Raw genomic sequence first — 25146 nt, 5'->3', positions numbered from 1 at the left:
ACTATTTTTGTGAACGCTGTTTATCGTTGCATTTCCAGTACTTTGTCTACCGCCAGAATGCCCAGCAAACGCCCTTCGAGGGTCGTGACCCCGCTGAGATATTTTTTTTCAACATCGCCGACGTTCACGGGCGGCTCTGCAATGTCGTCTTCATTGATGCAGATAATTTCATCAATGCTGTCAACAAGAAGGCCGACATGATCACTGGTGGTTTTCAGGTCAGGCCGTTTCTCACGGGTGCGAATGGGCGCTAACTCGTTTTCTGTTTTAAGAATGAGGTTGCACGATTGCTCGGTGATTTCTGCGTTATGCTCGCTCAAGCGTTTCTGCAGATCGAGAATGGTGACAATCTGTCCGCGCAGGTTTAGCAGACCCCGAACAAAACAGGGCGCGTGCGGAACGGGCGTGGTGTCTAATTGACGGTTAATTTCCCGGACATAAAGCACTTCGACGCCAAATAACTGGTCTTTGAGTTTAAAGGTCGTAAAAGTTTTGGTCGCCATGACATGAATCCTTCCGCTAATTGTCGGTAATCAGGCTTAGACGCAGGCCAGTTCGGACTCCAGCACGATACCGGACCCCAATACCAGACTTTCAGGCTCAATAAAGACCGTCAGATGGCCGTTCACCAATGCGGCCCCAATCACGCCTTCGCATCGTCCGTCAAAGGCCTTTTGCATAGTTACTTCGACGGTCAGCGTATCCACAATTTCTGACGCGAGCAGGCCTACCATGCCTTGGCTCATTTTGGGAATGATCATGTAAACGTCTTCCCGATCGCGAGAGTCGATGGGCGCGACGGGTAGACAGCATTCCATCCGTAACAGGGGTAATCCCTTGCCTCGGTACGATAAGTATTCGCGGTTGCCAATATGCTCGATTTCCGCCAGGGTTACCTTCTCCAGGCGTAACACCGAGGCCAGCGGTACGGCGAAGATTTCGTCAGACGCATTTTTGAACAAAATAATTTCCATGCGCGTGACGTTGCCGCGATCCTGGCGCCGCCGCTCGTCGTTGGTGAGGAGTTCTTCCGATTTGGCGTCAGTAAACGAGAGTTTTCGATAGGCGGCGGTCCCGCCCACGTCCAGAATCATGGCTACTTTGCCGTCGCCCATGATCGTTGCGCCGCTAAAGCACTGGCAGTCCTTGAGATAGCCCGACAATGGTTTGACAACGATTTCTTCCAAATCGTGAATCGCATCGACGATCAAGCCGTACTGGCTGATGCCGACCTTCACCACGACGACATAGAAGTCCTGACCTTCTTGTGCTCGTCGCGATTCGCCCCGGTGAGAAAACTCACGTCCTGCGCTCAGGGCGGTTTCGACTGCTTCTGCCATGGGGTGTTGTTCCGGGTCGCGCTGACGGCGATCCAGAAGCGTTTCGCGACGATCGGGTTGCGCCGCTCCGGTTTGCGGGTCAGGATAGACGCGCTGGACGTTCAGCACATCCGATAAATAAACCAATGGTAGCAACTTGCCTCGTAAGCGCAGCACGGTGGCCCCGCCAATCCGCTCGATTTTTTGTGCGCGTTCATGAGACTTGATGAAAATTAATTCCACCAGATTGACCTGCGGCAAGGCCAGACGCTGATCGCCCACGGCAATAATCAGTGACGGGATAATGGCGAGCGTCAGCGGTAAGCGTAGCAATACGGAGGAGCCGGCCCCCAGTTCGGAATCCAGCGTAATGCTGCCGCCGAGCTTTTCAATATTGGTGCGCACGACGTCCATGCCGACGCCTCTGCCCGACAGATCCGTTACTTTCTCAGCCGTTGAGAGTCCGGGCAGGAAAATCAGATTGGTTTTCTCCTTGTCGGACATCCGATCAACATCGGCTTTGGCGATGGCGCCGCTGTCTACCGCTTTTTTCGCAATGCGCTCTGGATCGATGCCGCGCCCGTCATCTGAAACGCGGATATTGATCTGGCCGCCTTCATGAAACGCCTGTAAATAAATGCGTCCTGTCGCCTGCTTGCCTGCGCGCTCGCGCTCTTCGGGCGTCTCGACGCCATGATCGCAACAATTGCGGATCAAGTGCGTCAGTGGATCGGATAATGCCTCAATTAACGATTTGTCCAATTCAACATCTTCGCCGCTCATTTGCAGCGTAATGTCTTTATTGAGTTGTCGGGAAATATCGCGCACCACGCGGGGGAATTTCCCGAAAATGCTGCCCAGCGGCTGCATCCGCGTTTGCATAATATGCTCCTGCATATTGGTCGTCGTCAGATCCAGATTCTGAAGAATCATCTGAAGCCCCGCAATGCGGCTGGTCTCACTCTCCAGTCGGCGCATGAGCTGGTTGCGTAATAGCACCATTTCGCCAGCCTGATTCATCAGGTTGTTAAGCAGTTCGACTTTCACCCGGACCGTGTCCGTATTCACGGCCGATTTAAGGCTGGCGTCCAGCGCTGAAGACTCTGCTCGCGCGGCTTCGTCCTGCTCGCTTTCTGACTTGGGCGTGACGGCGGGACGCTTTTCTGGCGCGATTGGTTTCTGAGACGCTTCTTGAACGGGCGCCTCCTCCGTTTTTGGCGCCGATTTTTTAGAGGCGCTGCGCGCTTTGACCGGCTTTTCGGGCGCGGCTGGCGCCGATTCTTCCTCTCCGCGATTCAGCTCCGCTGTCCCTTCCAGCACTTCCATAAAGTCGAGCGTCTGAATCCGCGCTTGCGGGATGCTGATCTTCGTCGAGATCTCATCGGCGTCGAGTTCGCAGGCGTACAAGAAGTACAACGGTAAGGGGGCGTCCAGACAAGCGCTTTCCAGATCGGGGAAGGCGTTGATATCGAGCGCCGTATCCAGTACCAGGCCGATATCATCAAGTTGATCCATTAAGGAGAGAGGCGTCCGGTTCTGGGCGACGACGTCTTCATCCATCAAGGCGCGAACGCCGTAGAGGTTTTTGTTTTGCGCCAGCGCGTTTAAAATGGCCTGCCGATCAGGCGAGAACGGGAACGCGCTCATGGTTTTCAGCGGTTCGCCGGCTGCTGATTTCTTCGCGCTGCTTGTTTTTCGAAATTCTGTGCCTTGCAGCAGATTTTCAAGCGTTTCAATTTCTTCTTCGCAGTCGACGCTGTCACTGCTTTCAACATCCCCCATCATCTGATTCAGTTTATCGACGCCTGCCAGCAGCGCGTCTACCACGTCCGGTTCCGGGCTGACCTTCCCGTCGCGAATCAACATCAGGAGACTTTCCATCACATGCGACAGACTCTTGAGCGACTCAAAGCCAAAAAACCCGGCCCCCCCTTTGACGCTGTGAATGGCGCGAAAAATCCGATTAATCACTTCCGCGTCGGCGTGTTGGCCGTCTTTTTCCAGCGCCAGTAAATCCGGCTCGATTTCCGCCAGGTGCTCTTTCGTTTCGACGACAAAGCTTTGCAGAAAACTTTCGTCACTAAGCTTAACCATGAGCGACGACCTCCTGAATCTCGATGTATTGATTGAGTCCGCACAGGCGCGTCAAGCGCAAAATTTTGGAAGAAGACGCTTCTACGCGCAGTTTCAAGCCTTTTTTGACGCAGGTTTTATACAGGCCAACCAATAACTTGAGGCCCATCGAGTCCATCTGGTCGATTTGCGTCAGATCCAGTAAAACTTCTCCAGAGGTCTTGCTCTGCAAGGCTTTTTCAATTGCTTTCTGCTCGGCGTCTACAGTGGAAACGTGCCAATCCTGTTCCGGCGTCAGACGTAAGGTATCCTTGTTTTTACTTGTTTTCACCGCGGCGTCTCCTTTTTTCGCAATAGACTCAGCGAACATCCTCTTGGCCGGTTAGGGGGAGGGTGTCTTCATATTAAGAAATATTTCTGCGCCCCAGATCCTCCAGCTATAGGAAGTTCGCGCTGCGTCCGCCTAAAAGACGCCTCGTTGATGCTGCAAGCAAGCCGCTCTCACGCAGAACGTCACTTTTGACACGTGTCGCACGAAACAATACGTGAAGATGCCAGAGGGAATTTTAACGGCCAGCCGCATTTCAGGCGTCAATTCCCCTCTGGCGCAGGACCATGCCTCCCCATCTGGCTAATGGTCCTCTTCCTCATCGATTTCGTATAATAACACTTCTGCGGATTATACGTATTTGTTGCGTAATCTGCGCAGCGTCTTTGGATGGACGTTGCTTCGACGATAGAGAGCCTCTTGTGGCCCAGCGCCCGGAGAGAGTCCCCCAACAGCAAATTTTAATGCCAGGATCGCTTAAGAGAGAGTTATTGGCCCGTTCAGTCGCCGCATATAGAGAAAGGGAGTTAGCCTGATGGTCGTTGTCACTTTATTAACGCGCGTCAAGAAACGCAATGGCGATGTTGTCGCCTTTGATCCCAGGAAAATCACCGCCGCTTTGACCAAGGCGGGTCAGGCGAGCGGCGAAATGGATGCGGCCGCGGCAGAAAAGCTTGCGATTCGCGCGATGTCGATTCTTCAGACCATGTTTGAGCGCGAATTGCCCAGCGTCGAAGATATTCAGGATGTTGTAGAAGAAGTCTTGCTGGGCTCCCCGTATAAAAAAACCGCCAAAGCCTACATTCTGTATCGTGAGCAGCATACGCGGATGCGTGAGCTGATTTCGTCGGCCAACGTCGATTTAATGGATAATTATCTCGCCTGTCTGGATTGGCAGGTCAACGAAAACAGCAACATGGCCTACTCGCTTCAGGGGCTCAACAACTATATTGCCTCTGAGGTGAGTAAAACTTACTGGCTGAGTAAAATCTACCCGGCAGAGGTGCGGCAGGCCCATGAGGGCGGCGATCTCCACCTGCACGATTTAAACCAGCTCTCGGTGTATTGCGTTGGTTGGGATTTGAAAGACTTGCTGACGCAAGGCTTCACCGGGGTTTCTGGCAAAATGGAAAGCCGGCCGGCGCGCCATTTCAGAACGGCTTTAGGGCAAATCGTCAACTTCTTTTACACCTTACAGGGCGAGGCTGCCGGCGCGCAGGCTTTTGCTAACTTTGATACGTTTCTGGCCCCCTATATCCGCTATGACGGGCTCAGCTATGACGAGGTCAAGCAGGCCTTGCAGGAGTTCGTCTTTAACGTCAACGTGCCGACGCGCGTGGGCTTTCAGACGCCTTTTACCAATATCACGATGGACGTCAAATGCCCTTCCATGTACGCCAACGAGCCCGTGATTCGCGGGGGCGCGCCGCAGGAAGAGACATACGGCGAGTTTCAGGTTGAGATGGACATGCTCAATCAGGCGTTCATGGAAGTCATGATGGAAGGCGACGCCAAGGGCCGCGTCTTCACATTCCCGATTCCGACCTATAATATCGGTCGCGACTTCGATTGGGGCAATCCGCAACTGGAGCGCTTATGGGAGGTGACGGCCCGCTACGGGATTGCGTACTTCGCCAACTTCGTCAATTCCGAAATGTCGCCGGAAGACGCGCGATCCATGTGCTGTCGGCTGCGGCTCGATACCCGAACGCTGGATCGCCGCGGCGGCGGGCTTTTTGGAGCCAATCCGCTGACCGGCTCCATCGGGGTGGTAACGATTAATCTGCCGCGCATCGGCTACGTCAGTAAATCGCGTCAGGAGTTTTTCCAGCGGCTGGACGGATTGATGGAAATCGCCAAAAACAGCCTTGAAATTAAACGTAAAATGCTGGAGACCCTCACGGATAAAAATCTTTACCCATATACCAAGTTCTATCTGCGCGCTATTTCTCAACGCTTTGGTAAGTATTGGAACAATCACTTCTCCACGATCGGTCTGGTTGGCATGAACGAAGCGTGCCTGAACCTGCTGGGCGTGGGCATTGACGATGAATCCGGCAAGCGCTTTGCCGAAGACGTGCTGGATTATATGCGTGAGCGCATGCAGGCCTTCCAGGAAGAAACAGGTAATCTCTACAATCTGGAAGCGACGCCGGCGGAAGGCACGTCGTACCGCTTGGCGCGACTGGATCGCAAAAAATTCCCCAAGATTCGCTTTGCCAATACGGCGGCTGTGGCGCGCGGGGCGGAGCCCTTCTACACCAATTCGTCTCATGTGCCGGTGAATTACACCGAGGACATCTTCGAATTGCTGGACCATCAGGATGATTTGCAGGCCAAATATACTGGCGGCACTGTCGTCCATGTATTTGTCGGCGAAGAAATCCGTGAGACAGGCTCAGTTAAGGCCTTTGTCAAAAAGGTCTGCGAAAATTACCGCCTGCCTTACTTTACGATTTCGCCGACCTTCAGCGTTTGCCCTTCGCATGGATACCGTGCCGGGCAACATGCGCTGTGTCCGCAATGCGGGGCGACCTCAGAGGTCTACTCACGGGTCGTTGGCTATCTGCGGCCTGTCGAGCAATGGAATGTCGGCAAGCAAGCCGAATTCGAAATGCGAAAAACGTTTATGGTCGATGGGGCATCTTTTACGCCCGGCACGCTGTCAGACTTCGAAATCCCAAGCGAGCTGGACTGGGAACGCCGCGCCGTTGTGGCCTGAGGCGTGAGCGACTTCTCTCATCACCCCCCTCCCCCCGACGGGGGAGGGGCGGATATAATAATCGGGGGGCTCATTCGCGCCTCCCTCGTTGATTTTCCGGGTCGCGTCAGCGCCGTAGTGTTCACGCAGGGATGCAATTTTCGCTGTCCGTTCTGTCACAATCCGGCCTTGGCGCTGAGTCGTCAGAGCATAGACCCCGCCTTAACGTTGCAAAGCGTGTTGGCATTTTTGGAAAAGCGTCGCGGCAAGCTCGACGGCGTGGTGATTTGCGGCGGGGAACCCACCCTCCAACCGGGTCTGGGGCGTTTTATGGAAACCGTGCGCGCGATGGGCTATGCCCTCAAACTGGATACCAATGGCGCGCGTCCCGATGTTTTGGCCGATCTGCTGGGACGGGGACTGCTGGATTTTGTGGCGATGGACGTTAAAGCGCCCTTAGAAAATTACGCCGCAGCCGCAGGTCTGGCTCACGTGGACACGGAGGCGATCGCGCGCAGCATCGAGCTGATTCGCGCCAGTGGCGTGGCGCATGAGTTTCGCACCACGGTCGTTCAACCCTTGCATACGCCTGAAGATTTATACGCCATGGGACGCCTGACCCAGGGCGCCCAACGCTATGTCTTGCAACGCTTTAAGCCGGGCGACCTGGTGGATCCCGATTTTGCCCGCATCGCGCAGGGATTCCCCGAGCAAGCGCTCGCCGACGCCGCTGAAGCCATTACCGCAGCCGGAACGCCCTGCATGATACGTTAGCGCGCTGCGCCTCGCCGCCGTAAGCGTCTTGGGCTACAATAGAAAGATAACAGAGGAGATGTTGCGATGCGTTTGAAGGCTTGGTTCCTGCTTCTTTTGCCGATGATCGCGGCTGCTGTTTCGCCGCTGGCCCCCGCTCTCGCTCAGACGGCGCCCGCGTACACCGATGCCGGTCGCGTGCTGCAATCCGAGCAGCAAAACTGGCTGTGGCGTCAGCGGGCGCCGTGGGCGCAAGACCCGTTCTGGAGTCACAAAAATCCACCCTCGCAAGAGCCGTTGATTGAGTTTCATAATATGGATGTTGAGGGGCATGTGGTCACGCCTCAGCCCGCGGGCGCACGCGGAACGTCCCCCTAGACGGACTCAGGTTTGGGGCTGAGCCACTCCCAATCGATGCCGCCGTCTTTGCGGTCCATCAGACGGATACCGACGTCTTGCAGGTGTTGGCGAATGGCGTCGGACTGCGCCCAGTTTTTGGTAGCGCGCGCCTCTTGTCGATACGCGATGATCTGGGCCAGCGCTTGCGAAGCCGAGGGGTCGGGCGCAAGCCAGTCACCGCCCAATTCGCGAGCTATCAGCCGCAATGCATCGCGCGTCTCGGCGGAAAAACCACCCTCTGACGTCTCAGACCCCGCTTCTGACGTCAATGCCTGTTGCGCGTCAAAGCCCAAATGCGTCCAGATGGTCAGCGCCTCCAGAAATCGAGCGCGAATCGTCGGCAAATCGAATTGAAGTCCCTCAGGTTGGGCGGCGTCTGGCTGATTGGCCCGGTTTAGCGCAGTAATAGCCTCATCCAGCGTCGCAAGCGCTTGCGGCGTATTGAGATCGTCGCATAAGGCCGCGCCGAAGGCGTCTAGTAGCGAGGAACGCTCACGTTCAAAGCGCTCGCCAATAGGTTGTTCGGCAAGCGTTTGCGAACACAGGCCCAGCGTCTGGCAGGCAGAGCGCAAGGCGCGATGTATCTTAATCATCCGGTTGCGCGCCCCGTTCAGCGCCGTATCCGTGAAATCCACCGGCATGCGGTAATGGTTCGTCAGCAAAAAGTAGCGGATAGTATTGGTGTCATACTGGGTGAGCAACGTACGTACGGTCGCAAAATTGCCCAGGCTTTTTGACATCTTCTCGCCGCTGACGTTGACAAAGCCGTTGTGGAGCCACAGCCCCGCAAAAGGGGCGCAACCCGTCCAGGCTTCCGATTGGGCGATTTCATTTTCGTGATGGGGGAAAGTCAGATCGGCGCCGCCCGCGTGAATATCAATTTGAGCGCCAAATAATCGATGATTCATGGCCGAGCATTCCAGGTGCCATCCGGGGCGTCCGCGTCCCCATGGAGAGGGCCAGCCGTCGGGGTCATCGGCCGCAATGCCTTTCCAGAGCGCAAAATCCAGCGGCGATTCTTTATGGGGATTAAGTTCCACTCGCGCGCCCTGACGTAAATCGTCCAGCGGCTGCTTGCACAGCTTGCCGTAATCCGCTTTGGCCGCTGTCCGAAAATACACGGTTCCGTCTGGGGCGCAATACGCATATCCGGCGGCCAGTAAGGCCTCAACCCCCGCGATCATCTCTTCGATAAAGGCGGTTGCGCGCGGCTCTTCTGTTGGCGGCAAGACGTTGAGGGCGGCCATGTCCTCATGAAATCGCGCAATATAACGCTCGGCGAGCGCCTCAAACGGTTCTCCATTCTGGCGCGCGCGGGCGAGAATCTTGTCGTCCACATCGGTGACGTTGCGCGCGTAGCGAACGTCATATCCCAAAAACCGTAACGCCCTGAGCAAGACGTCCCATGTGACGTAGCAGCGCGCATGCCCCAGATGCGCATCATCATAAACCGTCGGCCCGCAAACGTAGAGGCGTACCTTGCCGGGCTCCAGCGGTTGTAGCGGGTCTTTCTGGCCGCTGAGCGTATTGGTAAAGCGGGGCGTCGCTACCGCCATGGGGATCTCCTGTTTCATGAGTCCGTCTATTGTAACAAGCGCATGACGCGCAAGGGCCATGTGGGGAGCAAAAACGCAACAATTGGTCTTGCGAGGTTTTCTGCCAAGAAGGTCGATTCGGCTTCCAGTTACGTTTGAAATCGCTCAATTAGCCTGCCAAAACGGCGCGCGCGCTTCCTCTTTTGGTCTCTTCTTGTCTCTTCCTATCTCTTTTATAAAAGGCTTCTATGCTCAATTCGCCTTATACTTTTCCACTGCCCGCCCCGCCGTCTGCGCCGTTTGCTTCTGGCAACGCCTACGGCTGGGCGCCCATGACGCCGCGCAGCGCGGCGCCGTCATGGGAAGGATGGTCGTATGGCGGCGGCATTTTGCCCGCGACTCAGAGCCTGGACGCTTTTTCTCCGGGAAGCGCCGCCAATCGTCAGCGCGCGGTTATTGTCAAAGAGCAGGGCAACGCCTATCGACGTGCGGGACAGCCTCGCGATGCGATTCGCGCTTACCTTCAGGCCATTGAGACGGATCCCGCTTATACCGACGCGTATTTCAACCTGGGTCAGACGTATCTTTCCGTGGGCGAACGCGCGCAGGCGATTGACGCTTTCCAGCGGCTGCTGGGCGTCGATCCGCGCGATTACGACGCCCGCGTCGTGATGGCCAATCAGTTGATGGCGACCGGTCGCCAGGAAGACGCGCAAGCCCAATACGAAAAGACCTTGGCGATGGCCCCGACCTTTGATCCGGCGGCGAGGCAACTGGCTTATCTCAAGCTGTTAAAAGGGGCTTCCTCTCAGCTCGACCCGCCCACGGCCATTAATGACGCTTTGCGCCGCATGGGCTTTGAGAGACTCGCCAAGGCGCGCGCGTTACTGACAGACTATTACGTTCGCAATAATCAGACGGCGCAACTGGAGGCGCTGGATCGGGCGCGGTTCGAGTTTGCCAGCACCCAGCAGATCCACAACGTGAATAACGTCGCCGAATACGACCATTTCGCCGGCCGCGTCATTCGTTTTTCGCCGGAAATGGCGTTTGCTCAACCCAACGTGCTGGCGGCATATCTGGCGCATGAACTTACCCATGCCGCCGATGACGACGCCCTGAGCTCGGTTTGCGAAGAGCAGGACGGGTACCGCGAACTGGCGGGCGTGTGGCGCGATTATAAGGGCGCGACCGTCGATCCGAATCTGGATCTGGCTTTGAAATACCTCAACGAGAGCCCGGAAACGCTCAATCAGAAGGTAAGCGCTTTGTATCTGTTACGCGACCCGTCCCTGAAAGCGACCTCTCCCGGCCACGGACAAGCGGTGTCAAAACCAGCTTCACCGGCTCCTGTGTCGATTCCCTCGTCGGCAGGCAGACGCGCCGTCTTGGCTTAAGGCGCGCGTCAAAGACAAAAAATCAATGTGGGAGAGCGTTTTTTTAGATTCGTTAAAAAAATGACCGCTACCCTCTTGAACTTTATGTGGATATATTCTATATTTAAACTATAAATCAATCTGCTGGGGGGCTCTTCTCTCAAGCTCATACGGTTCAAGTGGTTTTTTAACTTCTGAACGCGATCTTTGTCTGTGATTCTCTCGTTTTGAGAAGCCTGTAAAGCGCAATCGATAGGGTTGGTGATGTTGTAAGGACGTCGATGCGGGTTGCCGCGTCGCTTTCATTCTGACGGACGTGGTCATTTTCGAGTAAGGGAATGGCGCAATTGAGCGATCTTGAACGGTCTGTGATGCTCACAGGCCTTCGGCGTGATGCGTCGTTCGGTGTTGTGATAACGGCGAAACGTCAGCAGGATGTTATTCGCTCAGTGAGACTCAAAATAAAAAGGAGGCTGTTACCGTGTTGCGACGACTCCGGGTGGCCGAGGCCGCCCGTCAATACAAAGGCTGGACCATGCGACAACTGGCGGAACATCTATTTGTGGCGCATCAAACGGTTATGTACTGGAATCAGGGGCGCGTGTTTCCGCGGCTGACCAAAGCGGTCGAAATCTGTGAGACGCTGGGCTGCTCGCTGGATGACCTCACAGAATCCAGGCCGAGCGAGGGGCTTGAGGATGACGATTTTTTTAATGACGATTAGGAGCCGCTTAGCGTCATAATTTGTGTCACGTCTTCATCCTGAAGATACGTCGTTCCTGTGTTCAGGCTGTTTTGCGCGCGCGCCAGTTCGCGCCCTAAATAAGCGGCGTGATCCATGCGTGACAGCAGTTGACGGGCGACGGCTTCGAGATAAAGTCGTCGCGCGGTTTTGGCGCGCAGAATCAGGGTTTGACGTCCAGCGGGGTCGTAATGCCGCATTTGAATCCGATCGCCTGTCTGTTCAATGACGAAATAACCCGCTGGATCGCATCGCCAGGGCAGGGCGTCCTCTGCATCGTCCAGATCGATCGAAAGCGGGGCCGCGTCGGCGTCACTCGTTGCGTCAAATGGTTCGCAAGGCGGGTAAGAGGTCTTCAGGCATTTCAGGACGTCTTCTACAATGAGCGCATCGTCTGCGCAGTCCACGCGATCGATGACAGTTACGGCGTTTCGGAAATGGGCAATCGCGGGGGCGGAAAGATTCTTCAGCACGGGACGTTTGCCGGGCGCATTGCGAATGCGTCCGGCGTCATCGACGCCATGATCGCGCAATGCCACAAATGAGGCCCCGGGCAAATGTCCCACGCACTGACGGGCGTCCTCGCCGCACAGAATCAGCGCTCGCAGGGTGGGGCGCTCGACGCAGAATTGAATAATCTGCTCAATGCCGATATTTTCAGTTCGCAGCGGGGCGATCAACAGGTCCTGGAGTTCGTCGCGCGCGCGCAGGCGCTCGGCAAGCGCATCATCGGCCAGCGTACAAATGGCGACCGGATGCGGGTAATAAAAGGGCTCATCTGAAGAACAGGCGGACACGGCGAAGACTCCCAGAAAAACGAGTACCTATTATAACCTGCTTGAACTTCCAGAATTGCGTTGAAGCCCTGATTGCGCGCTGCCGTTATTGTTGGGAGCGATTTCAAAGCCACGCGCTTGCGCGCATTATTCTTGAAACCGTCGACCGTTCGGCGTAGACTAAAAGGTCATTGAGCCCATAGCGTCATGAGCGGAACGTTTCCCTGTAACGTTCCATAGAACCGATGTTCGACGATATTCGAGGTCTTTGCGAGGTCTGAAGGTCTTCATGAACCATCTGTTTCATCGCCTGAAGCGGCCCGTCCGCGTATCGCTCGTCTTGTTTACCCTGATAGCCGCTGTCATGACGGCCTCAGCAGAGCCCGCCGCGTGGCAGGCGATGCCTGTCAATGCGCGCGTCCAGACAGATGCCTCGACCACTCCTGCTCAAAGCGCAGCTTCAGACGACGCGCTTTCGTCTCCTGCAATCTCGCCGGTGACGCTCAGCGCCGCGCTTCTCAAGACGGAAACCATCGCAGTTTCGCTGGAATCAACGCTTAAGGCGGTGGAAGGGCAAAATCTCGCCATTCAGATTCAGCGCGAGGGCCAGCGAATTGATCAGGCGCGTTTCTATCAATCCCTGACCCAGTTTCTGCCCGATATTGACGGATTTTATAACTACCGTCGCTTTAAAGGCGTGATTCAGTTGTTTGGCAATCAGACGCTTAATATCTCCCAAACCACGCTTGAGCCTGGTTTGTCCGCCAGCGTCCGCGTCTGGCCCGGCGGCAAGACGCTTTTTGATGCGATGGCCGCCAGAAGACGCGTCAATGCCAGCGGTTCACTGGTGAAAGAGACGCATCAACAGCAATTGGCGCGCGCCGCTTCAGACTATTACACGCTGTTAGAGGCCCAGCTCAAACGGGATTTTGCGCAGAAAAGCCTTGAAGAATCCAAAGAGCAAACTGCTATCAGCCAGGCCCGTTTTGAGGCGGGACTCGGGACCCGATTGGAAGTGATGCAGGCGCAAACGGCGCAATCTCAGCGCTTACGTCAGCTCATTGAAGCCAATAACGCGATTGCGCTAGCCGAGCAGGCGTTGCTCAACCGTCTCAATATGGATATGGATGCGCATCTGGTCCCCACGATGACGGACGCCATAGCCCATCGTCTCGTCCCGGAATCCATCTCTCCAGAACGCCTTATTGAAAATGCTTTAAAGTCGCATCCCGCCTTGGCGCGTCTGCGTCAACAGCGTCTTGCCGTTAAGTGGCAAGGTCGAAGCGTTCTCTCAGAAGCAATTCCCTCGGTTGATTTATACGCCAACCTCAGCTATCGCGGTCCTTCCGCCGATGTCTTGGGTTTGACCCGTTTTGCGGGCTTTGGCGTGCAAACGGCGTTGGGCGACAAGTTGGGGCTGTCGATCCCCACGCGCTGGCTGGAGGCTCACCGCATCGTGAACCAGTTGGAGCTTCAGTCACAGCAAGCAGTTCGCGACATTGAAGCGCAAGTGGCGTCGGCTTTTCTGGATAGTCAAAGCGCGGCCAGCGCCATTGAGGCGGTACGCGAAGAAAAACGCGCCGCCGAAGAGAGCTATCGTCTTGCCGTAGGACGCTACAAGGCGGGCGTTGGCATTAACCTCGATGTCATTTCAGCGGAATCGGCGCTGAGCGATGCGCGGGCGCAATTGGTACAGGCCGTTTCCAATTTCAATCGCGCGCAAACGCGTCTGGTGGAAGCTGCCGGGCTCGCCTCACGGCAATCGCTCTTGGAAGGCCTCGCGGCGGACGCCCTGACGCCCGCCACTCACTAGCCCAGGAAGGAAATCAATACATGTCTCGCGGCGTTTTCTGGTTCTGGTTGATACTTGTCGTAATCACCGTAGCGGTGCTGGCGACCATCGCCTTTCGATTTCTCGGCGGCGGCGGCGGATTTGATCCGTCCAAGGTCCCTCAGCCCGTGCAAACGGCCCGCGTCTCGCCCCGTGCGTGGGATATTACCTATACGGCGCAAGGAAGCATTGAAGCCGACAACCGCGTGGATCTGAACGCCGAAACGCCGGGAACGGTCGCGCGCATTGCCTTTGTAGAGGGTCAGCCCATCGTCAAGGGTCAGCCCCTGATTTATCTGCGGGCGGACAAGCAGGCCGCGCAAAGCGCCGAGGCGCTGGCGGGCGCTCAGGCCGCGCAAACCGCAATTATAAGTCGCGATGCGGATTTGCGCGCATCGCGGGCGAATCTGGAGGCGGCGCGCGCCGCGTTCGCCTTATCGGAGTCAGAATTCAAGCGCTATGACGCGTTGCGCCGACAGGACTTTATATCGGATCTGGAGCTGGAACAGAAGCGCGCCGCTTACGACAGCCAGCGCGCGCGTTTTCAGGCGGCGCAAGACGATGTGTCCCGCGCACAGGCGCAAGTCTCCGAAACCCGTTCGCAGCAGGCTCAAGCGCGCGCGCGACTGGGCTATAACCGCGTATTGTCCTCTGAGACCATCGTGCGGGCTCCTTTTAGCGGGGTGGTGGGGCAAAAATACGTCGATTTGGGCGATTACGTCATGCTCACCGAAAAGCTCGCCACCGTGGTCGACAATCGCCGTATGAAAATTGCTTTTGACGCGCCGGAGCGCTTCTTGCCCTGGCTGAAAGAAGGCCGTCCCGTGGCTGTTACGGTCGGCGAGTCTTCTCAATCGCCTGCGCTCAGCGCGCGCGTGGCCTTCGTTTCGCCCACAGTCAACCCTGCCACCCACACAGTACTGATTAAAGCCGTTATTGAAGATGCCGGGGCCGCTGCGCTCCGCGACGGACAGTTCGCCCGCGCCCTGCTCACGCTCTATAACGAGCCCCAGGCGTTGGTGATTCCCGAACAGGCCGCCGTGCCGCAGGGCGAGAAATTTTTTGTCTATGTCGCCAAAGGCGATCGCGCCCAGTTTCGGGAAATCGCTCTGGGTGAGCGAAAGCCCGGCTGGGTCGAGGTGAAATCCGGTTTGCAGGCGGGCGAAGAGATTATTACCGAGGGCGTCGGCAAGCTGTTTGACGGCGCGTTGATTCGACGCATGGCCCCTGAGAATGCTGGCGCAGCGGCCTCTGCCTCGACTTCAGGAAGCGTGCGCTAATGTGGCTCTCTGAGATTTCGATTCGACGGCCGGTTCTGGCCATTGTGCTTTCAACGGTGCTGGTGCTGTTCGGGATTGTCGGTTTTTCGCGGCTTTCTGTTCGTGAGTACCCGGACATTGATCCGCCCGTGGTGTCCGTCAACACGTTTTACGCGGGCGCAAGCCCGGAAGTCATTGAAAACAGCGTCACCGAGCCGCTCGAAGAAGAAATCATCAGCATTGAGGGGATCAAGACGCTGGCCTCGCGCAGTGGCGAGGGCTTTAGCAATATCATCGTGGAATTTGAGCTTAACCGCGATATCAATGTGGCGGCTCAGGACGTGCGCGATCGCGTGTTCCGTGCGCGCGGACGCCTGCCCGATGGCATCGAAGAGCCGGTGATTTATAAACAGGATTCCGACGCGCAACCCATTGTGTGGCTGGTTCTCAGCGGCGATCGTTATAGCCAGCTGCAGCTCAGCGACTACGGTCGGCGCTTTATCCTCGATCAGCTTCAGACCTTGCCCGGCGTGGGCCGCGTGATTATCGGCGGCGAGCGCGAATATGCCATGCGCCTGTGGCTGGAACCCGCGGCCATGGCTTCTCGCGGCGTGACTGTAAGCGATATCCAAAAGGCCCTGAATGAACAAAGCGTCGAACTGCCGTCCGGGCGCATTGAAGGCCAGTATCGCGAATTTACGATTCGCACGATGGGCGAACTCAAGACGCCGGAAGCCTTTAACCGCCTGGTGCTGAAAACTATCGACGGCCAGCCGGTGTATCTGCGCGACATTGGCCGTGCGGAAATCGGCGCGCGTGACGACCGCTCGCTGTTGCGGATGAATGGCAAAACCGCCGTGGGCTTCGGCATCGTCAAGCAATCCAAGGCCAATACGCTGGACGTGGCCGACGCCGCCAAGGCGAAAATGGCGCTTATCTCCAAAACCCTGCCGTCTGGAATGACCATGGGCGTAGCGTACGATTCGTCGCGCTTTATTGCGCAATCGCTCAATGAGGTGAAAGAATCGCTGCTGTTATCGATCGTGCTGGTGGTTCTGGTTATTTACCTCTTTCTGGGCAGCTTTCGCTCGACGCTGATTCCGGCCATCGCGATTCCGGTGTCGTTGATGGCGACGTTCTTTGTCATGTACGCGCTGGGCTATTCGATCAATACGCTGACGCTGTTGGCGCTCACGCTAGCGATTGGCCTCGTGGTCGATGACGCTATCGTCGTCCTGGAAAACATCGTGCGCCATATCGAGGCGGGCGAGCCGCCGATGCTGGCCGCCGTGCGCGGCATTCGCGAGATTGCTTTCGCCGTCATCGCTACGACGCTGGTACTGGTGGCTATTTTCGTGCCGATTGCCTTTATGACAGGGGCGGTCGGTCGCCTGTTTTCCGAATTCGCGATTGCGCTGGCCGGATCGGTGCTGATCTCCGGCTTCGTTTCGCTGAGTCTGTCACCGATGATGTGCGCGCGCCTGTTAAAAAACAAGCACAGCGACACCGCCGCGCATCGCCTGACCCAAGGCTTTCGACGCGGAGTCGACCGCGCGCGCAGCGTGTATGCATCGGCCTTGTCGTGGGGGATGGATCGAAAAGGCCTGATTCTAGCTGGCGCGGGGGTGGCCATTGCGCTCACGGCCATTTGCTACCTGTTTATCCCAAAAGAATTCCTTCCAAAAGAAGACCGGGGTTTCATTCTCACGTTTATTAAAGCCCCCGAAGGCGCGACGCTGGCCTATACGGATCGCGCGGCGCGACAGGCCGAAGCCGTGTATCGCCGCACGCCGGAAGTCCTGCGCGCCACGACCGTTCTGGCTTTCGGTCGCGACACCATTGGCGCGGTCAACGAGGGTATTATGTTCATCACCCTCAAAGACAAGGAGCGCGGCGAGCGGCAGCGATCCAGCGATGCGATATTGCAGGAAATCATGCCGCAGATGATGAGCATTCCCGAAGCGTTCGTGTTCCCTATCACGCCGCCGTCCGGTCCTACCAGCGTGGGCGCGGACCCGATTCAACTGGTGATGCAGGGCTACGACTTGCAGGAACTGGCGCAAGCGTCGGCGAAAATGGAAGCGGCGGCCAAAAAAATCTTTGGGCTGTATAAGGTCGAAAGCAATCTCAAACTGAACAAGCCCGAACTGCGACTGGAAGTCGACCGCGAACGCGCCTCCTCTCTGGGCGTTTCGGTTCGTGATCTGTCGCAGACGCTTCAGGTCTTGATGGGCGGCCTGGATCTGTCTACTTTTGAGATCAATAAAAAGCGTTATAAAGTGATGGTTCAGGCCCCGAAAGACGCCAGAAGCCTGCCGCAACAGCTGGAAACCATCTATGTCAAAGGCCGTAACGACCAGCTCGTGCCGCTCATGAATGCTGTTACCGCGCAAGAAACCGTCGCGCCCAAAGATATTAACCATTACGGACGCCTGCGCGCCGCCACGCTGAGCGCGGGGCTGTTGCCGATTCCCGGCGTGTCGATGGGCGCCGTGATGGATAAGCTCGAAGCCGAAGCCCAGCGCATTTTGCCGCCCGGCATGAGCATTGCCTGGGCAGGCGAGAGCCGCGAAATGCGTCTGGCCAGCTCGGCCACCACGTTTGCCTTCGTACTGGCCATGCTGGTGGTGTTTCTGGTGCTGGCGGCGCAGTTTGAGAGCTTCCTCGACCCGCTGATCGTGATGCTGACAGTGCCGCTGGCCGTTAGCGGGGCGTTCATCACGTTATATTTATTCGGCGCCAGTTTTAACACCTACAGCCAGATTGGCATGATTTTGCTGGTCGGGCTCGTGACGAAAAACGGGATTCTGATTGTGGAATACGCCAATACGCTGCGCAAAACCAACCCGACTTACTCGGCGGCGCAAGCGGCGGCCGAAGCCTGCGCCATTCGGTTCCGGCCTATCGTCATGACGGCTGTCGCCACGATTTTCGGGGCTGCGCCTTTGGCGCTGGGCTTGGGCGCGGGCGCGCAAAGCCGACAATCGCTCGGACTGTCGGTGATCGGCGGGATGGCGCTGGCCACGTTCCTGACCCTGTTTGTGATCCCCGTCGCCTATGCCCTGCTTAAGCGTAAACCCCCTCTTCCAGAGGCGGCGTCGTTTGAGTAGGCGGCTGTTCGGCTTTCACGGGGGCTATTTGAGGTCGCCCGTATCCGCCTAACGTGCCGCACGCTTGCTGTACCCGCTGCGTTAAAGCGATTGCGGCCAGAGCGAGATCATCGAGAAAATCTGTGCGGGCCCCGCTAATAGTCTTCTGGGGGATATGGCCGGGTTTGGGTTCTATATAGTGAGGATCTTGCCCTGTAGCAATACCTAACGCAGCCGCGCGAAAAGGGGCCTCCTCTCGTCGAAGGCGGGCGGCTTGCACTTGAAAAGAGGTGCTATCAATCGTCCCTTGATGCCTCATGCGAATGGTCGCTAGAGGCGGTTGGCCCGGATCTCGAGAGAAATTCCACTCATAAGTAGGCTTTTCAAAGATCTGGGAAAGCTTCTTCCTCGGAATGGCATGCCCTCTCATCACCAGCGATTCCCGGTTCCCTTGGGCATCCTCGATTACAAGGGCGGCTTTGGTTGTCCCTCTTACGGGATCGATGTCTGTCAATTGCGCTTCCAGAAGCTTCCCGAAGCGGGACTGCGCCCCAAAAGATGGACCGGACACGGACATGGCTGTTCCTTCTTTCCTGCCTTGCTTCTTGCCTGATGATGAATCAATACGACGCGCCCGCGTCTGCTCGCGCATGCGAAGAGGCCGCGTTGTCGCTCCCTTAAGCCGCCACTCGATACCCGCCGTCCGCCGCTAAACCCCTATCAATGCTTAGCGCCCAAGACCGCACGAAAACGATTGACCTCTTCACGCTAGCACAAATCCCCCACAGCGCAAGAATGCTCTTTGAGTCAAGCGTTCTTTACAGCAGAAACGGCGGCTTCTTGTCTGAGGGCTCGCCAGACGGCGATGCGGGTATCTGGCCATCCAGCGACGCAAATAAGCCGCTCTTCTTGCGTTTCTTTTTTTCAGGTTTGAAGGCATCAGACTTGAGGCTCCCCGGCTTCATGCCACCCATTCCGGGCAGTTTGAAGCCGCCGGCGGGCGCTTTGCCAGATTTAACGGCGTCGCCCATTTGCGTCATCGCCTTCATGACTTGTTTCATTTGTTCAAATTGTTTGAGGAACTGACGAACCTCAGGTTCAGGCATCCCGCAGCCTTTGGCGATGCGTCGTACGCGGCCCTGGGCTGACAGTAGATCCGGGGTTTGGCGTTCGGCGGGCGTCATGCTGGCGATCATCGCGTCAATGCGCTTCATTTGTTGTTCGCCGCCTTGCGCCAATTGCTGGCGCATCGATTTATCCAGCCCGGGAATGGGCAGCATCCCCAGAATCTGATCAAACGACCCGAGCAGCTTCATCTGCTTCTGCAGATTGCGAAAATCCTCAAACGAGAAGGTCTGCTTGCGGAATTGCTTTTCAAGGCGCTTGGCGTCTTCGGCGTTGACGGCCTGCTGAGCCTTTTCCACCAGCGTGAGCACGTCGCCCATCCCCAGAATGCGGGTCGCCAGTCGATCCGGGTGGAAATCTTCCAGACCATCCGGCTTTTCGCTGACGCCAATCAGCTTGATGGGTTTGCCCGTGACGCTGGCAACCGATAGGGCTGCGCCGCCCCGCGCGTCGCCGTCCATTTTGGTCATGGCCAGACCGGTCAACGCCAGTTGGGCATTGAAGGTCTCTGCTACGGCGACGGCTTCCTGACCGGTCATCGCATCGACGACCAGTAGTTTTTCCGCCGGCTTGAAAACGCGCTCCAGCAGCAGCAGTTCCGCCATCATCGAAGCGTCCGCCTGTAGGCGACCGGCGGTGTCGATGATCACCGGCCGTAAGTCTTCGGCGCGCGCGCGGTCGATGCCGCTGCGTACGATCGCTTGTACATCCGTCGAGTCGTTCAGACTATGCGTCGGAATCCCAATCTGGGCGCCCAGCGTGACCAACTGATCGATTGCGGCCGGACGATACACGTCGGCGGCAATCAGCAAGGGGCGATGCCCTTCCCGGCGCAGCTTGAGCGCCAGCTTGGCTGCCGTCGTGGTTTTGCCTGAGCCTTGCAGGCCAAACAACATCATCAGCGGCGGATCGCCGGTCTGTATATCCAGCGGCTGACGTTCGCCGCCCAGCAGCGCCACCAGTTCGTCGTGGACAATCTTCACCAGTTGTTGCGACGGATTCAGGGTTTTTAGAACGGCCTCGCCTTCGGCGCGGTCTTTCACGCGCGACAGAAAGCTCTTGACCACGCGCAGGTTGACGTCAGCTTCCAACAGCGCGCGGCGGATTTCGCGCAGGGCGCTTTCCATATTTTCAGGCGTCAGGGTCTTCTCGCCGCGAAACGAATCGAAAACGCCCTGTAATCGTTCCGACAGCGCGTCAAACATGGGTTTTCCCCGCGGCTGGTTCGCGTCCTGCGCGCGCATCGCTGAACAGGGCTTCCACAAAGGCTTCCGCGTTAAAGGGCTGTAAATCGTCGATTTTTTCGCCCACGCCCACCCATTGCACCGGCAAGCCAAATTCGCGCGCCACGCTCAGGGCGACGCCGCCTTTGGAAGAGCCGTCGAGTTTGGTTAACACCACGCCGGTGAGCGTTACCGCTTCTTTAAAGGCTTCAGCCTGCCGTAGGGCGTTTTGCCCGGTCGTGGCGTCCAGAACCAGCAGGGCGCGCAAATCGCTGTCGGCAGGCCGCGCTTTTTCGATGACCGCTGCGATTTTGCGTAATTCTTCCATCAGATTGTATTTGTTTTGAAGCCGCCCCGCCGTGTCCAGAATCACGGCGTCGGCGCCGAGGCGCGTCGCCTCCTCAATTGCTTCAAAGACGACCGAGGCGGGGTCCGCTCCGTCGCGGCGCACCAGCTGGGCATGAGCGCGCTCGGCCCAGATGGCGAGCTGATTTTCTGCGGCGGCGCGAAACGTATCGCCTGCGCCAATCACCACGCGTTGCCCCGATTGCGTCAGACGATGCGCCAGCTTGCCGATAAACGTTGTTTTTCCGGCTCCATTGACGCCGGTGACCAGATAAATCGTCAGCGCAGCGGGGCGTAAAGCGCGATCAGCGCCCGATTCAAACGGCCGTAAAAGCGTGAGAAACGCTGTTTTAAGGTAATCGCGCAATTCGTCGTCATTTCGGGGCGATACTTCTTGACGGCGCAACGGCTCTAACAGCGCCAGCGTCGTTTCCAGGCCCACGTCGGCGCGCAGCAGGGTTTCTTCAATGGCGTCCAGCGCATCCTCGTCCAGCCCGCGGTCGGCGTCGATAAGCGTTTGGGCCCCGCCCCAGAGCGAGCGGCCTGTGGCGGCCAGCGCTTGTTTTAGGCGCGCAAAGGGCGATAACGCGGGGCTCGCCTCCTGCGGCGGCGCATCCAGAATCGGCGCTGTCACCTGTTCAGGCGACGACGCCTTGGGTTTCAGCCAGTTAAACATCCCCGCCGACGTCTCCGCCAAGAGGCGCCTCGGGCTCAGGCGTTTGTTGGGCCGCGGCCGGATCTTGCGCCAACTGGCCCAGCACGCCGTTAATAAAGCGATAACTGTCTGGCGTCGAAAATTCGCGCGCGAACTGCACGGCTTCGTCAATCGAAACGCCCGCGTCTACCCCGTCGATATAGCGCATTTCGGCCAGCGCCAGACGTAAAATATTACGGTCCATACGGGCCATGCGCGACACTTTCCATTCTTCGCTCGCCGCTTCCAGCGCAGCGTCGATTTCGTCGCGATGCGCGCAGGCGACGTCGATCAGTTGCGAGGCGTACGATCGGACCGATTCCGAGGCCGCATGGGCGGACAATTCCGGGATTCGCAGGGCTTCGCCCAGCATCCGCGCCGCCTGTAAGACGGATGTCAGATGATCGTACACAACACGCGTTGTGGGCAGCGCCACAGGCTCTGCTGGCGTCTCCAGCGACGTTTGCAGGTTATCGGGATGCTCCTGCTCCAGGCGCGCGATTTCATCGGCGGCGATGGCCAGAGCTTCAACCGCTTCGCGAATTTGGCCTTGCGCCTGATCGCTGAGCGCGCGGACAGCGTCCTGAATCAGATCCTGAATCGTCTCGCCCTCAGCGCAGTCCGCCGAGTCAGTCGCAGGCGCGGGCAGCGCGCCATGGCGCTCCCTCTGAAACAGGGCTAACAGAGCGAGTTCGCGGGCAACGTGACGGGCTTTCATGGGCGTATCGTAGCATAAACGACGCCTGTCGACAGCGCGCGTCGATGGACTTGCCCCTGTCTCCTCGCGTACGATAGAACAGAGTCGATTCTCAAGCCGTTATTGCATTGTCAAACTGGAGATAACGCCATGCGCCGCTCGCCGATTCAACGCCGTTCTTTCTGGCTTTTCGCGGGGGCCCTCCTGCTTCTGATTGCAGGGGGATGGGGCTTGGGAACGTTTGGCGCCTACTCCGCCGCCAAAAAAACCGTGACCAGCGCGCCGCCGCCCGTTGCGTCCTTTATCGCTTTTGGCGACTCAGGCTCCGGATTGTCGCCTCAGCGCCAGCTGGCCGCTCAGATGCTGGCTCAATACGTCCGCGCGCCCTTTACGACGGCGCTGGTTCTGGGCGATATCATTTATGAGACGGGCGATATCCGAAAATACGGCGCGGCGCGCTATCGAGACGTGTATGCGCCTCTCATGGACAAAGGCGTCCAGTTCCGGCCTGTCTTGGGCAATCACGACGTTTTGCTGGGCTTTAAGCCTGCGATGCTCACGTTTTACGGGATGCCAGGGCGTTATTATCAGTTTCGCCAAGGGCCGGTCGCCTTCTTTGCGATCGACACGAATATCACCCATGACGCGCTTCAGCGACAATGGCTCGACAAGGCGCTGGCCGCCAGCGATGCGCCATGGAAAGTCGTTTACGGCCATCATCCCCTGTACTCGTCGGGAGAGCATGGCGCCAGCGCCGATCTTCAGCGGTGGTTGCAGCCGGTGTTTCGTCAACATGGCGTTGCGCTGTACTTGTGCGGACACGATCACGATTACGAGCGTATGGGACCCATTGAAGGCGTGACGTATATTGTTTCAGGCGGCGGCGGCGCCTCGCTCCGAAAATTTTCCAATCGCCTTGCGCCTCAGTCGCAGGCGCGCGCGCGCGCCTACCACTTTTTGCGGGGAGAGGCGACGCCTCAGGCCTTAAGCGTCAGCGCGATCGGTCTGGATGGACAGGTCCTGGACGCGTTCACCTTGCGCGCCGCGCCTGTCGCCCTGCCAAAGCCAACTCACAAGCCGGCTGCGCCTAAAAAAGCAGTTGGCTCAGGCGCGAAATAAAGCCCAGCGCCCAGCATAACGCCACGCCCGCAAACGCGAACGGTGCCGCCAGCACGACGAGCGTTCGCTCCAGCGATAAACGAAAGGCGACGCCCACGGCCAGACAGAATAACAGGGCGCTCCACAGCCAGATGAACAGCCCTGCCAGTACGCCTACGCTGTCGCCGACGGCGCCGAGACCGTTTTTCAGTAAAACCAGCGGTCCCATCAACCACCAAGGCAGCGTCGACAGAGCCGACAGAATCAGAAATGCCCGAAGCCGGCTTTCTCCCGTAAAGGCATAGGCCAGCATCGACAAAATGCCGCCCATCGCGAGCCAAATCAACGCGCCAATCACTGTGTTCAACGGCACTTCCCACAGCAGGGCGCGCGGATTGCCGCCTTCCCATAAGGCGCCCACCACCGGCGCCATGGCCGACGTGAGCAGGATAAACGCGCCGCCTTCCAGTAAGAGCGCGTTGGTAGGGCGCTCGCTAATGCGCCGGTATTCTCGCACCGGATGAAACAGCCCGTTATAAAACGCGTCAAGCAGGGGGGCGTTAGAAGACGAGGACGCCGAAGATTCGCTCATCGCGCTTACTCCGCAATCCACAGCGGCTGGCCTGGATACCGCAAGCTCAGGGGGAGAGCCGCGCTCAGCGCGCCGAGGGCGTCGCCTCCCTGCGCCGCGCCTTCACGCTTGAGGCCGATCCAGTCGGCCAGCGTCCCGCGCCGGGAATATTCTTTGATGGGAAGCTTTTCGCTGTCCGGCAGATGAAAACGCGTCTGCGCCAAACGCGTTAACAGCGCCTGTGCGTCGCTGACGTCGCCGAGCGCGTCTACAAGGCCTGCTTTTTGGGCCTGGGCGCCAATCAAAACGCGACCATCGGCCACCGCGCGAATCGACGCTGCGCGCGCGCGCTTGACGGCATCATCGGACAGCGCCGCCGTGCGGCCTTCAATCACGGCGGTTAAAAACTGCTGATAGCTGGCGTCAATCAACGCTTGAATCAGGGCCCGCTCGTCGTCGGTCATCTCGCGGTAAGGGTTCAACAGATCTTTGTAGCGTCCGCTCTTGATGGTGTACGCCCTTACGCCCAGCTTATCCTGCATCAGGGTTTTGAAATTCAGCGTCGAGAGAATCACGCCGATCGAGCCGGTAAGGGTGCCGGGATTGGCCATGATCTTCGTGGCTCCGCAGGCGGCGTAATACCCGCCGCTGGCCGCCATATCGCCCATATACGCCACCACGGGCTTGCGTTCTGCCAGACGCCGTACGGCGCGATTCAGCTCCTGGCTCATGCCCACCGTGCCGCCGGGAGAATTAATGGCCAGCAAGACGCCTTTGACCGAATCATCTTCAAGCGCTTCCTCAAGCCCCTTGCGCGCGGTGACGGCGTTGGAATCGCCCTTGCTGAACAGGCCGTTATCTTCGGTCGACATGATAATCGGCCCGGACAGGTCAATCGCCATCAGCGAGGGCCCCTTGAGAGGAGAGAGCAATTGAGCGCCTTTATGGGCGTTCTTATCGCTGTTCAGGCCGCCTTGAGTGGCCAGACCGCCCTGAAGCGCTGTCAACAAGCCGATTAAAAGGGCCAGCAGGCACACACCCAGCAGTCCAAGCGAAATCCAGCGGGGAGAAGCGGTCATGGCGAGCGTCGATTCCTTTCAACGAGCGATTAATTGGACTCATTATAGCGCGGGCAAGCGTGCGTCATCCGGCAGGCGCACGAGAGGGGCTTTGCGCGGGCAATGTAACAAACGCGCTCATCCGCTTGCCTGG

20 protein-coding genes are annotated in these 25146 nt (G+C 57.7%); 9 read left to right on the top strand and 11 right to left on the bottom strand.

Going from position 1 to position 25146, the window contains the following annotated elements; genetic code table 11:
- Positions 1 to 20 precede the first annotated feature (20 nt).
- The 3 genes from IPK79_03315 to IPK79_03305 are packed head-to-tail and all read right to left on the bottom strand — an operon-like array spanning position 21 to position 3723.
- Complete coding sequence (locus tag IPK79_03315; GenBank protein ID MBK8189457.1) at positions 21 to 503, bottom strand: chemotaxis protein CheW; 483 nt, start codon at positions 501 to 503, stop codon at positions 21 to 23.
- A 36-nt stretch (positions 504 to 539) separates the two neighbouring features.
- A complete protein-coding gene (locus IPK79_03310; protein MBK8189456.1) occupies positions 540 to 3413 on the bottom strand; it encodes a chemotaxis protein CheA in 2874 nt (957 codons plus the stop codon).
- On the bottom strand, positions 3406 to 3723 hold the full coding sequence (locus IPK79_03305; protein MBK8189455.1) for an STAS domain-containing protein: 318 nt from the start codon (positions 3721 to 3723) through the stop codon (positions 3406 to 3408). Before IPK79_03305 ends, IPK79_03310 begins: the two co-directional genes overlap by 8 nt.
- Before the next feature lie 532 nt (positions 3724 to 4255).
- On the opposite strand from IPK79_03305, the gene IPK79_03300 reads away from it, so the two are divergent.
- The 3 genes from IPK79_03300 (at position 4256) to IPK79_03290 (ending at position 7552) form a co-directional block, all read left to right on the top strand.
- Positions 4256 to 6442 carry a ribonucleoside triphosphate reductase gene (locus tag IPK79_03300; protein ID MBK8189454.1) on the top strand — a complete coding sequence of 729 codons (2187 nt, stop codon included), beginning with the start codon at positions 4256 to 4258 and terminating at the stop codon, positions 6440 to 6442.
- Between the two features lie 3 nt (positions 6443 to 6445).
- Positions 6446 to 7195: an anaerobic ribonucleoside-triphosphate reductase activating protein gene (locus IPK79_03295; protein MBK8189453.1), complete on the top strand. Its 750-nt coding sequence runs from the start codon at positions 6446 to 6448 to the stop codon at positions 7193 to 7195.
- Between the two features lie 66 nt (positions 7196 to 7261).
- The gene (locus IPK79_03290) at positions 7262 to 7552 is read left to right on the top strand and encodes a hypothetical protein (protein MBK8189452.1); all 291 of its coding nucleotides are present in this window, start codon (positions 7262 to 7264) and stop codon (positions 7550 to 7552) included.
- On the opposite strand, the gene IPK79_03285 is transcribed toward IPK79_03290, so the two are convergent.
- Positions 7549 to 9129: a cysteine--tRNA ligase gene (locus tag IPK79_03285; GenBank protein ID MBK8189451.1), complete on the bottom strand. Its 1581-nt coding sequence runs from the start codon at positions 9127 to 9129 to the stop codon at positions 7549 to 7551. The genes IPK79_03290 and IPK79_03285 overlap by 4 nt on opposite strands.
- Before the next feature lie 227 nt (positions 9130 to 9356).
- Here IPK79_03285 and IPK79_03280 point away from each other — a divergent pair, with 227 nt between their 5' ends.
- Together IPK79_03280 and IPK79_03275 are read left to right on the top strand one after the other, a co-directional pair.
- Positions 9357 to 10505, top strand: a complete 1149-nt coding sequence (locus IPK79_03280) for a tetratricopeptide repeat protein (GenBank protein ID MBK8189450.1) — start codon at positions 9357 to 9359, stop codon at positions 10503 to 10505.
- Between the two features lie 460 nt (positions 10506 to 10965).
- Complete coding sequence (locus IPK79_03275; protein MBK8189449.1) at positions 10966 to 11208, top strand: helix-turn-helix transcriptional regulator; 243 nt, start codon at positions 10966 to 10968, stop codon at positions 11206 to 11208.
- Here the strand turns inward: IPK79_03275 and IPK79_03270 are convergent.
- The gene (locus tag IPK79_03270; GenBank protein MBK8189448.1) at positions 11205 to 12023 is read right to left on the bottom strand and encodes a DUF4346 domain-containing protein; all 819 of its coding nucleotides are present in this window, start codon (positions 12021 to 12023) and stop codon (positions 11205 to 11207) included. The genes IPK79_03275 and IPK79_03270 overlap by 4 nt on opposite strands.
- 268 nt (positions 12024 to 12291) lie before the next feature.
- On the opposite strand from IPK79_03270, the gene IPK79_03265 reads away from it, so the two are divergent.
- The 3 genes from IPK79_03265 to IPK79_03255 are packed head-to-tail and all read left to right on the top strand — an operon-like array spanning position 12292 to position 18202.
- Positions 12292 to 13815, top strand: a complete 1524-nt coding sequence (locus IPK79_03265; protein ID MBK8189447.1) for a TolC family protein — start codon at positions 12292 to 12294, stop codon at positions 13813 to 13815.
- Between the two features lie 20 nt (positions 13816 to 13835).
- Positions 13836 to 15113: an efflux RND transporter periplasmic adaptor subunit gene (locus tag IPK79_03260; protein ID MBK8189446.1), complete on the top strand. Its 1278-nt coding sequence runs from the start codon at positions 13836 to 13838 to the stop codon at positions 15111 to 15113.
- Positions 15113 to 18202 carry an efflux RND transporter permease subunit gene (locus IPK79_03255; protein MBK8189445.1) on the top strand — a complete coding sequence of 1030 codons (3090 nt, stop codon included), beginning with the start codon at positions 15113 to 15115 and terminating at the stop codon, positions 18200 to 18202. Before IPK79_03260 ends, IPK79_03255 begins: the two co-directional genes overlap by 1 nt.
- Here IPK79_03255 and IPK79_03250 read toward each other — a convergent pair.
- The 4 genes from IPK79_03250 to nusB form a co-directional block, all read right to left on the bottom strand.
- The gene (locus tag IPK79_03250) at positions 18159 to 18833 is read right to left on the bottom strand and encodes a hypothetical protein (protein MBK8189444.1); all 675 of its coding nucleotides are present in this window, start codon (positions 18831 to 18833) and stop codon (positions 18159 to 18161) included. The two genes, IPK79_03255 and IPK79_03250, sit on opposite strands and share 44 nt — an antisense overlap.
- Before the next feature lie 166 nt (positions 18834 to 18999).
- Positions 19000 to 20511: a signal recognition particle protein gene (ffh, locus tag IPK79_03245; GenBank protein MBK8189443.1), complete on the bottom strand. Its 1512-nt coding sequence runs from the start codon at positions 20509 to 20511 to the stop codon at positions 19000 to 19002.
- Entirely contained in the window at positions 20504 to 21550 is a 1047-nt protein-coding gene (gene ftsY, locus IPK79_03240) for a signal recognition particle-docking protein FtsY (GenBank protein ID MBK8189442.1), read from the bottom strand. Before ftsY ends, ffh begins: the two co-directional genes overlap by 8 nt.
- A complete protein-coding gene (gene nusB / locus IPK79_03235; protein MBK8189441.1) occupies positions 21543 to 22286 on the bottom strand; it encodes a transcription antitermination factor NusB in 744 nt (247 codons plus the stop codon). The genes ftsY and nusB overlap by 8 nt, the downstream gene beginning before the upstream one ends.
- Positions 22287 to 22496: 210 nt before the next feature.
- Here nusB and IPK79_03230 point away from each other — a divergent pair, with 210 nt between their 5' ends.
- Positions 22497 to 23384: a metallophosphoesterase gene (locus IPK79_03230; GenBank protein ID MBK8189440.1), complete on the top strand. Its 888-nt coding sequence runs from the start codon at positions 22497 to 22499 to the stop codon at positions 23382 to 23384.
- Here IPK79_03230 and IPK79_03225 read toward each other — a convergent pair.
- Entirely contained in the window at positions 23353 to 23955 is a 603-nt protein-coding gene (locus tag IPK79_03225) for a YIP1 family protein (GenBank protein MBK8189439.1), read from the bottom strand. The two genes, IPK79_03230 and IPK79_03225, sit on opposite strands and share 32 nt — an antisense overlap.
- A 5-nt stretch (positions 23956 to 23960) precedes the next feature.
- Entirely contained in the window at positions 23961 to 25013 is a 1053-nt protein-coding gene (sppA, locus tag IPK79_03220) for a signal peptide peptidase SppA (GenBank protein MBK8189438.1), read from the bottom strand.
- Positions 25014 to 25146: the final 133 nt, after the last annotated feature.

It is taken from the genome of Vampirovibrionales bacterium (assembly GCA_016712355.1).
Taxonomy (GTDB): domain Bacteria; phylum Cyanobacteriota; class Vampirovibrionia; order Vampirovibrionales; family Vampirovibrionaceae; genus JADJRF01.
The sequence above is the reverse complement of the archived record's forward strand: the minus strand, read 5'-3'. Positions and strand labels throughout refer to the sequence as shown.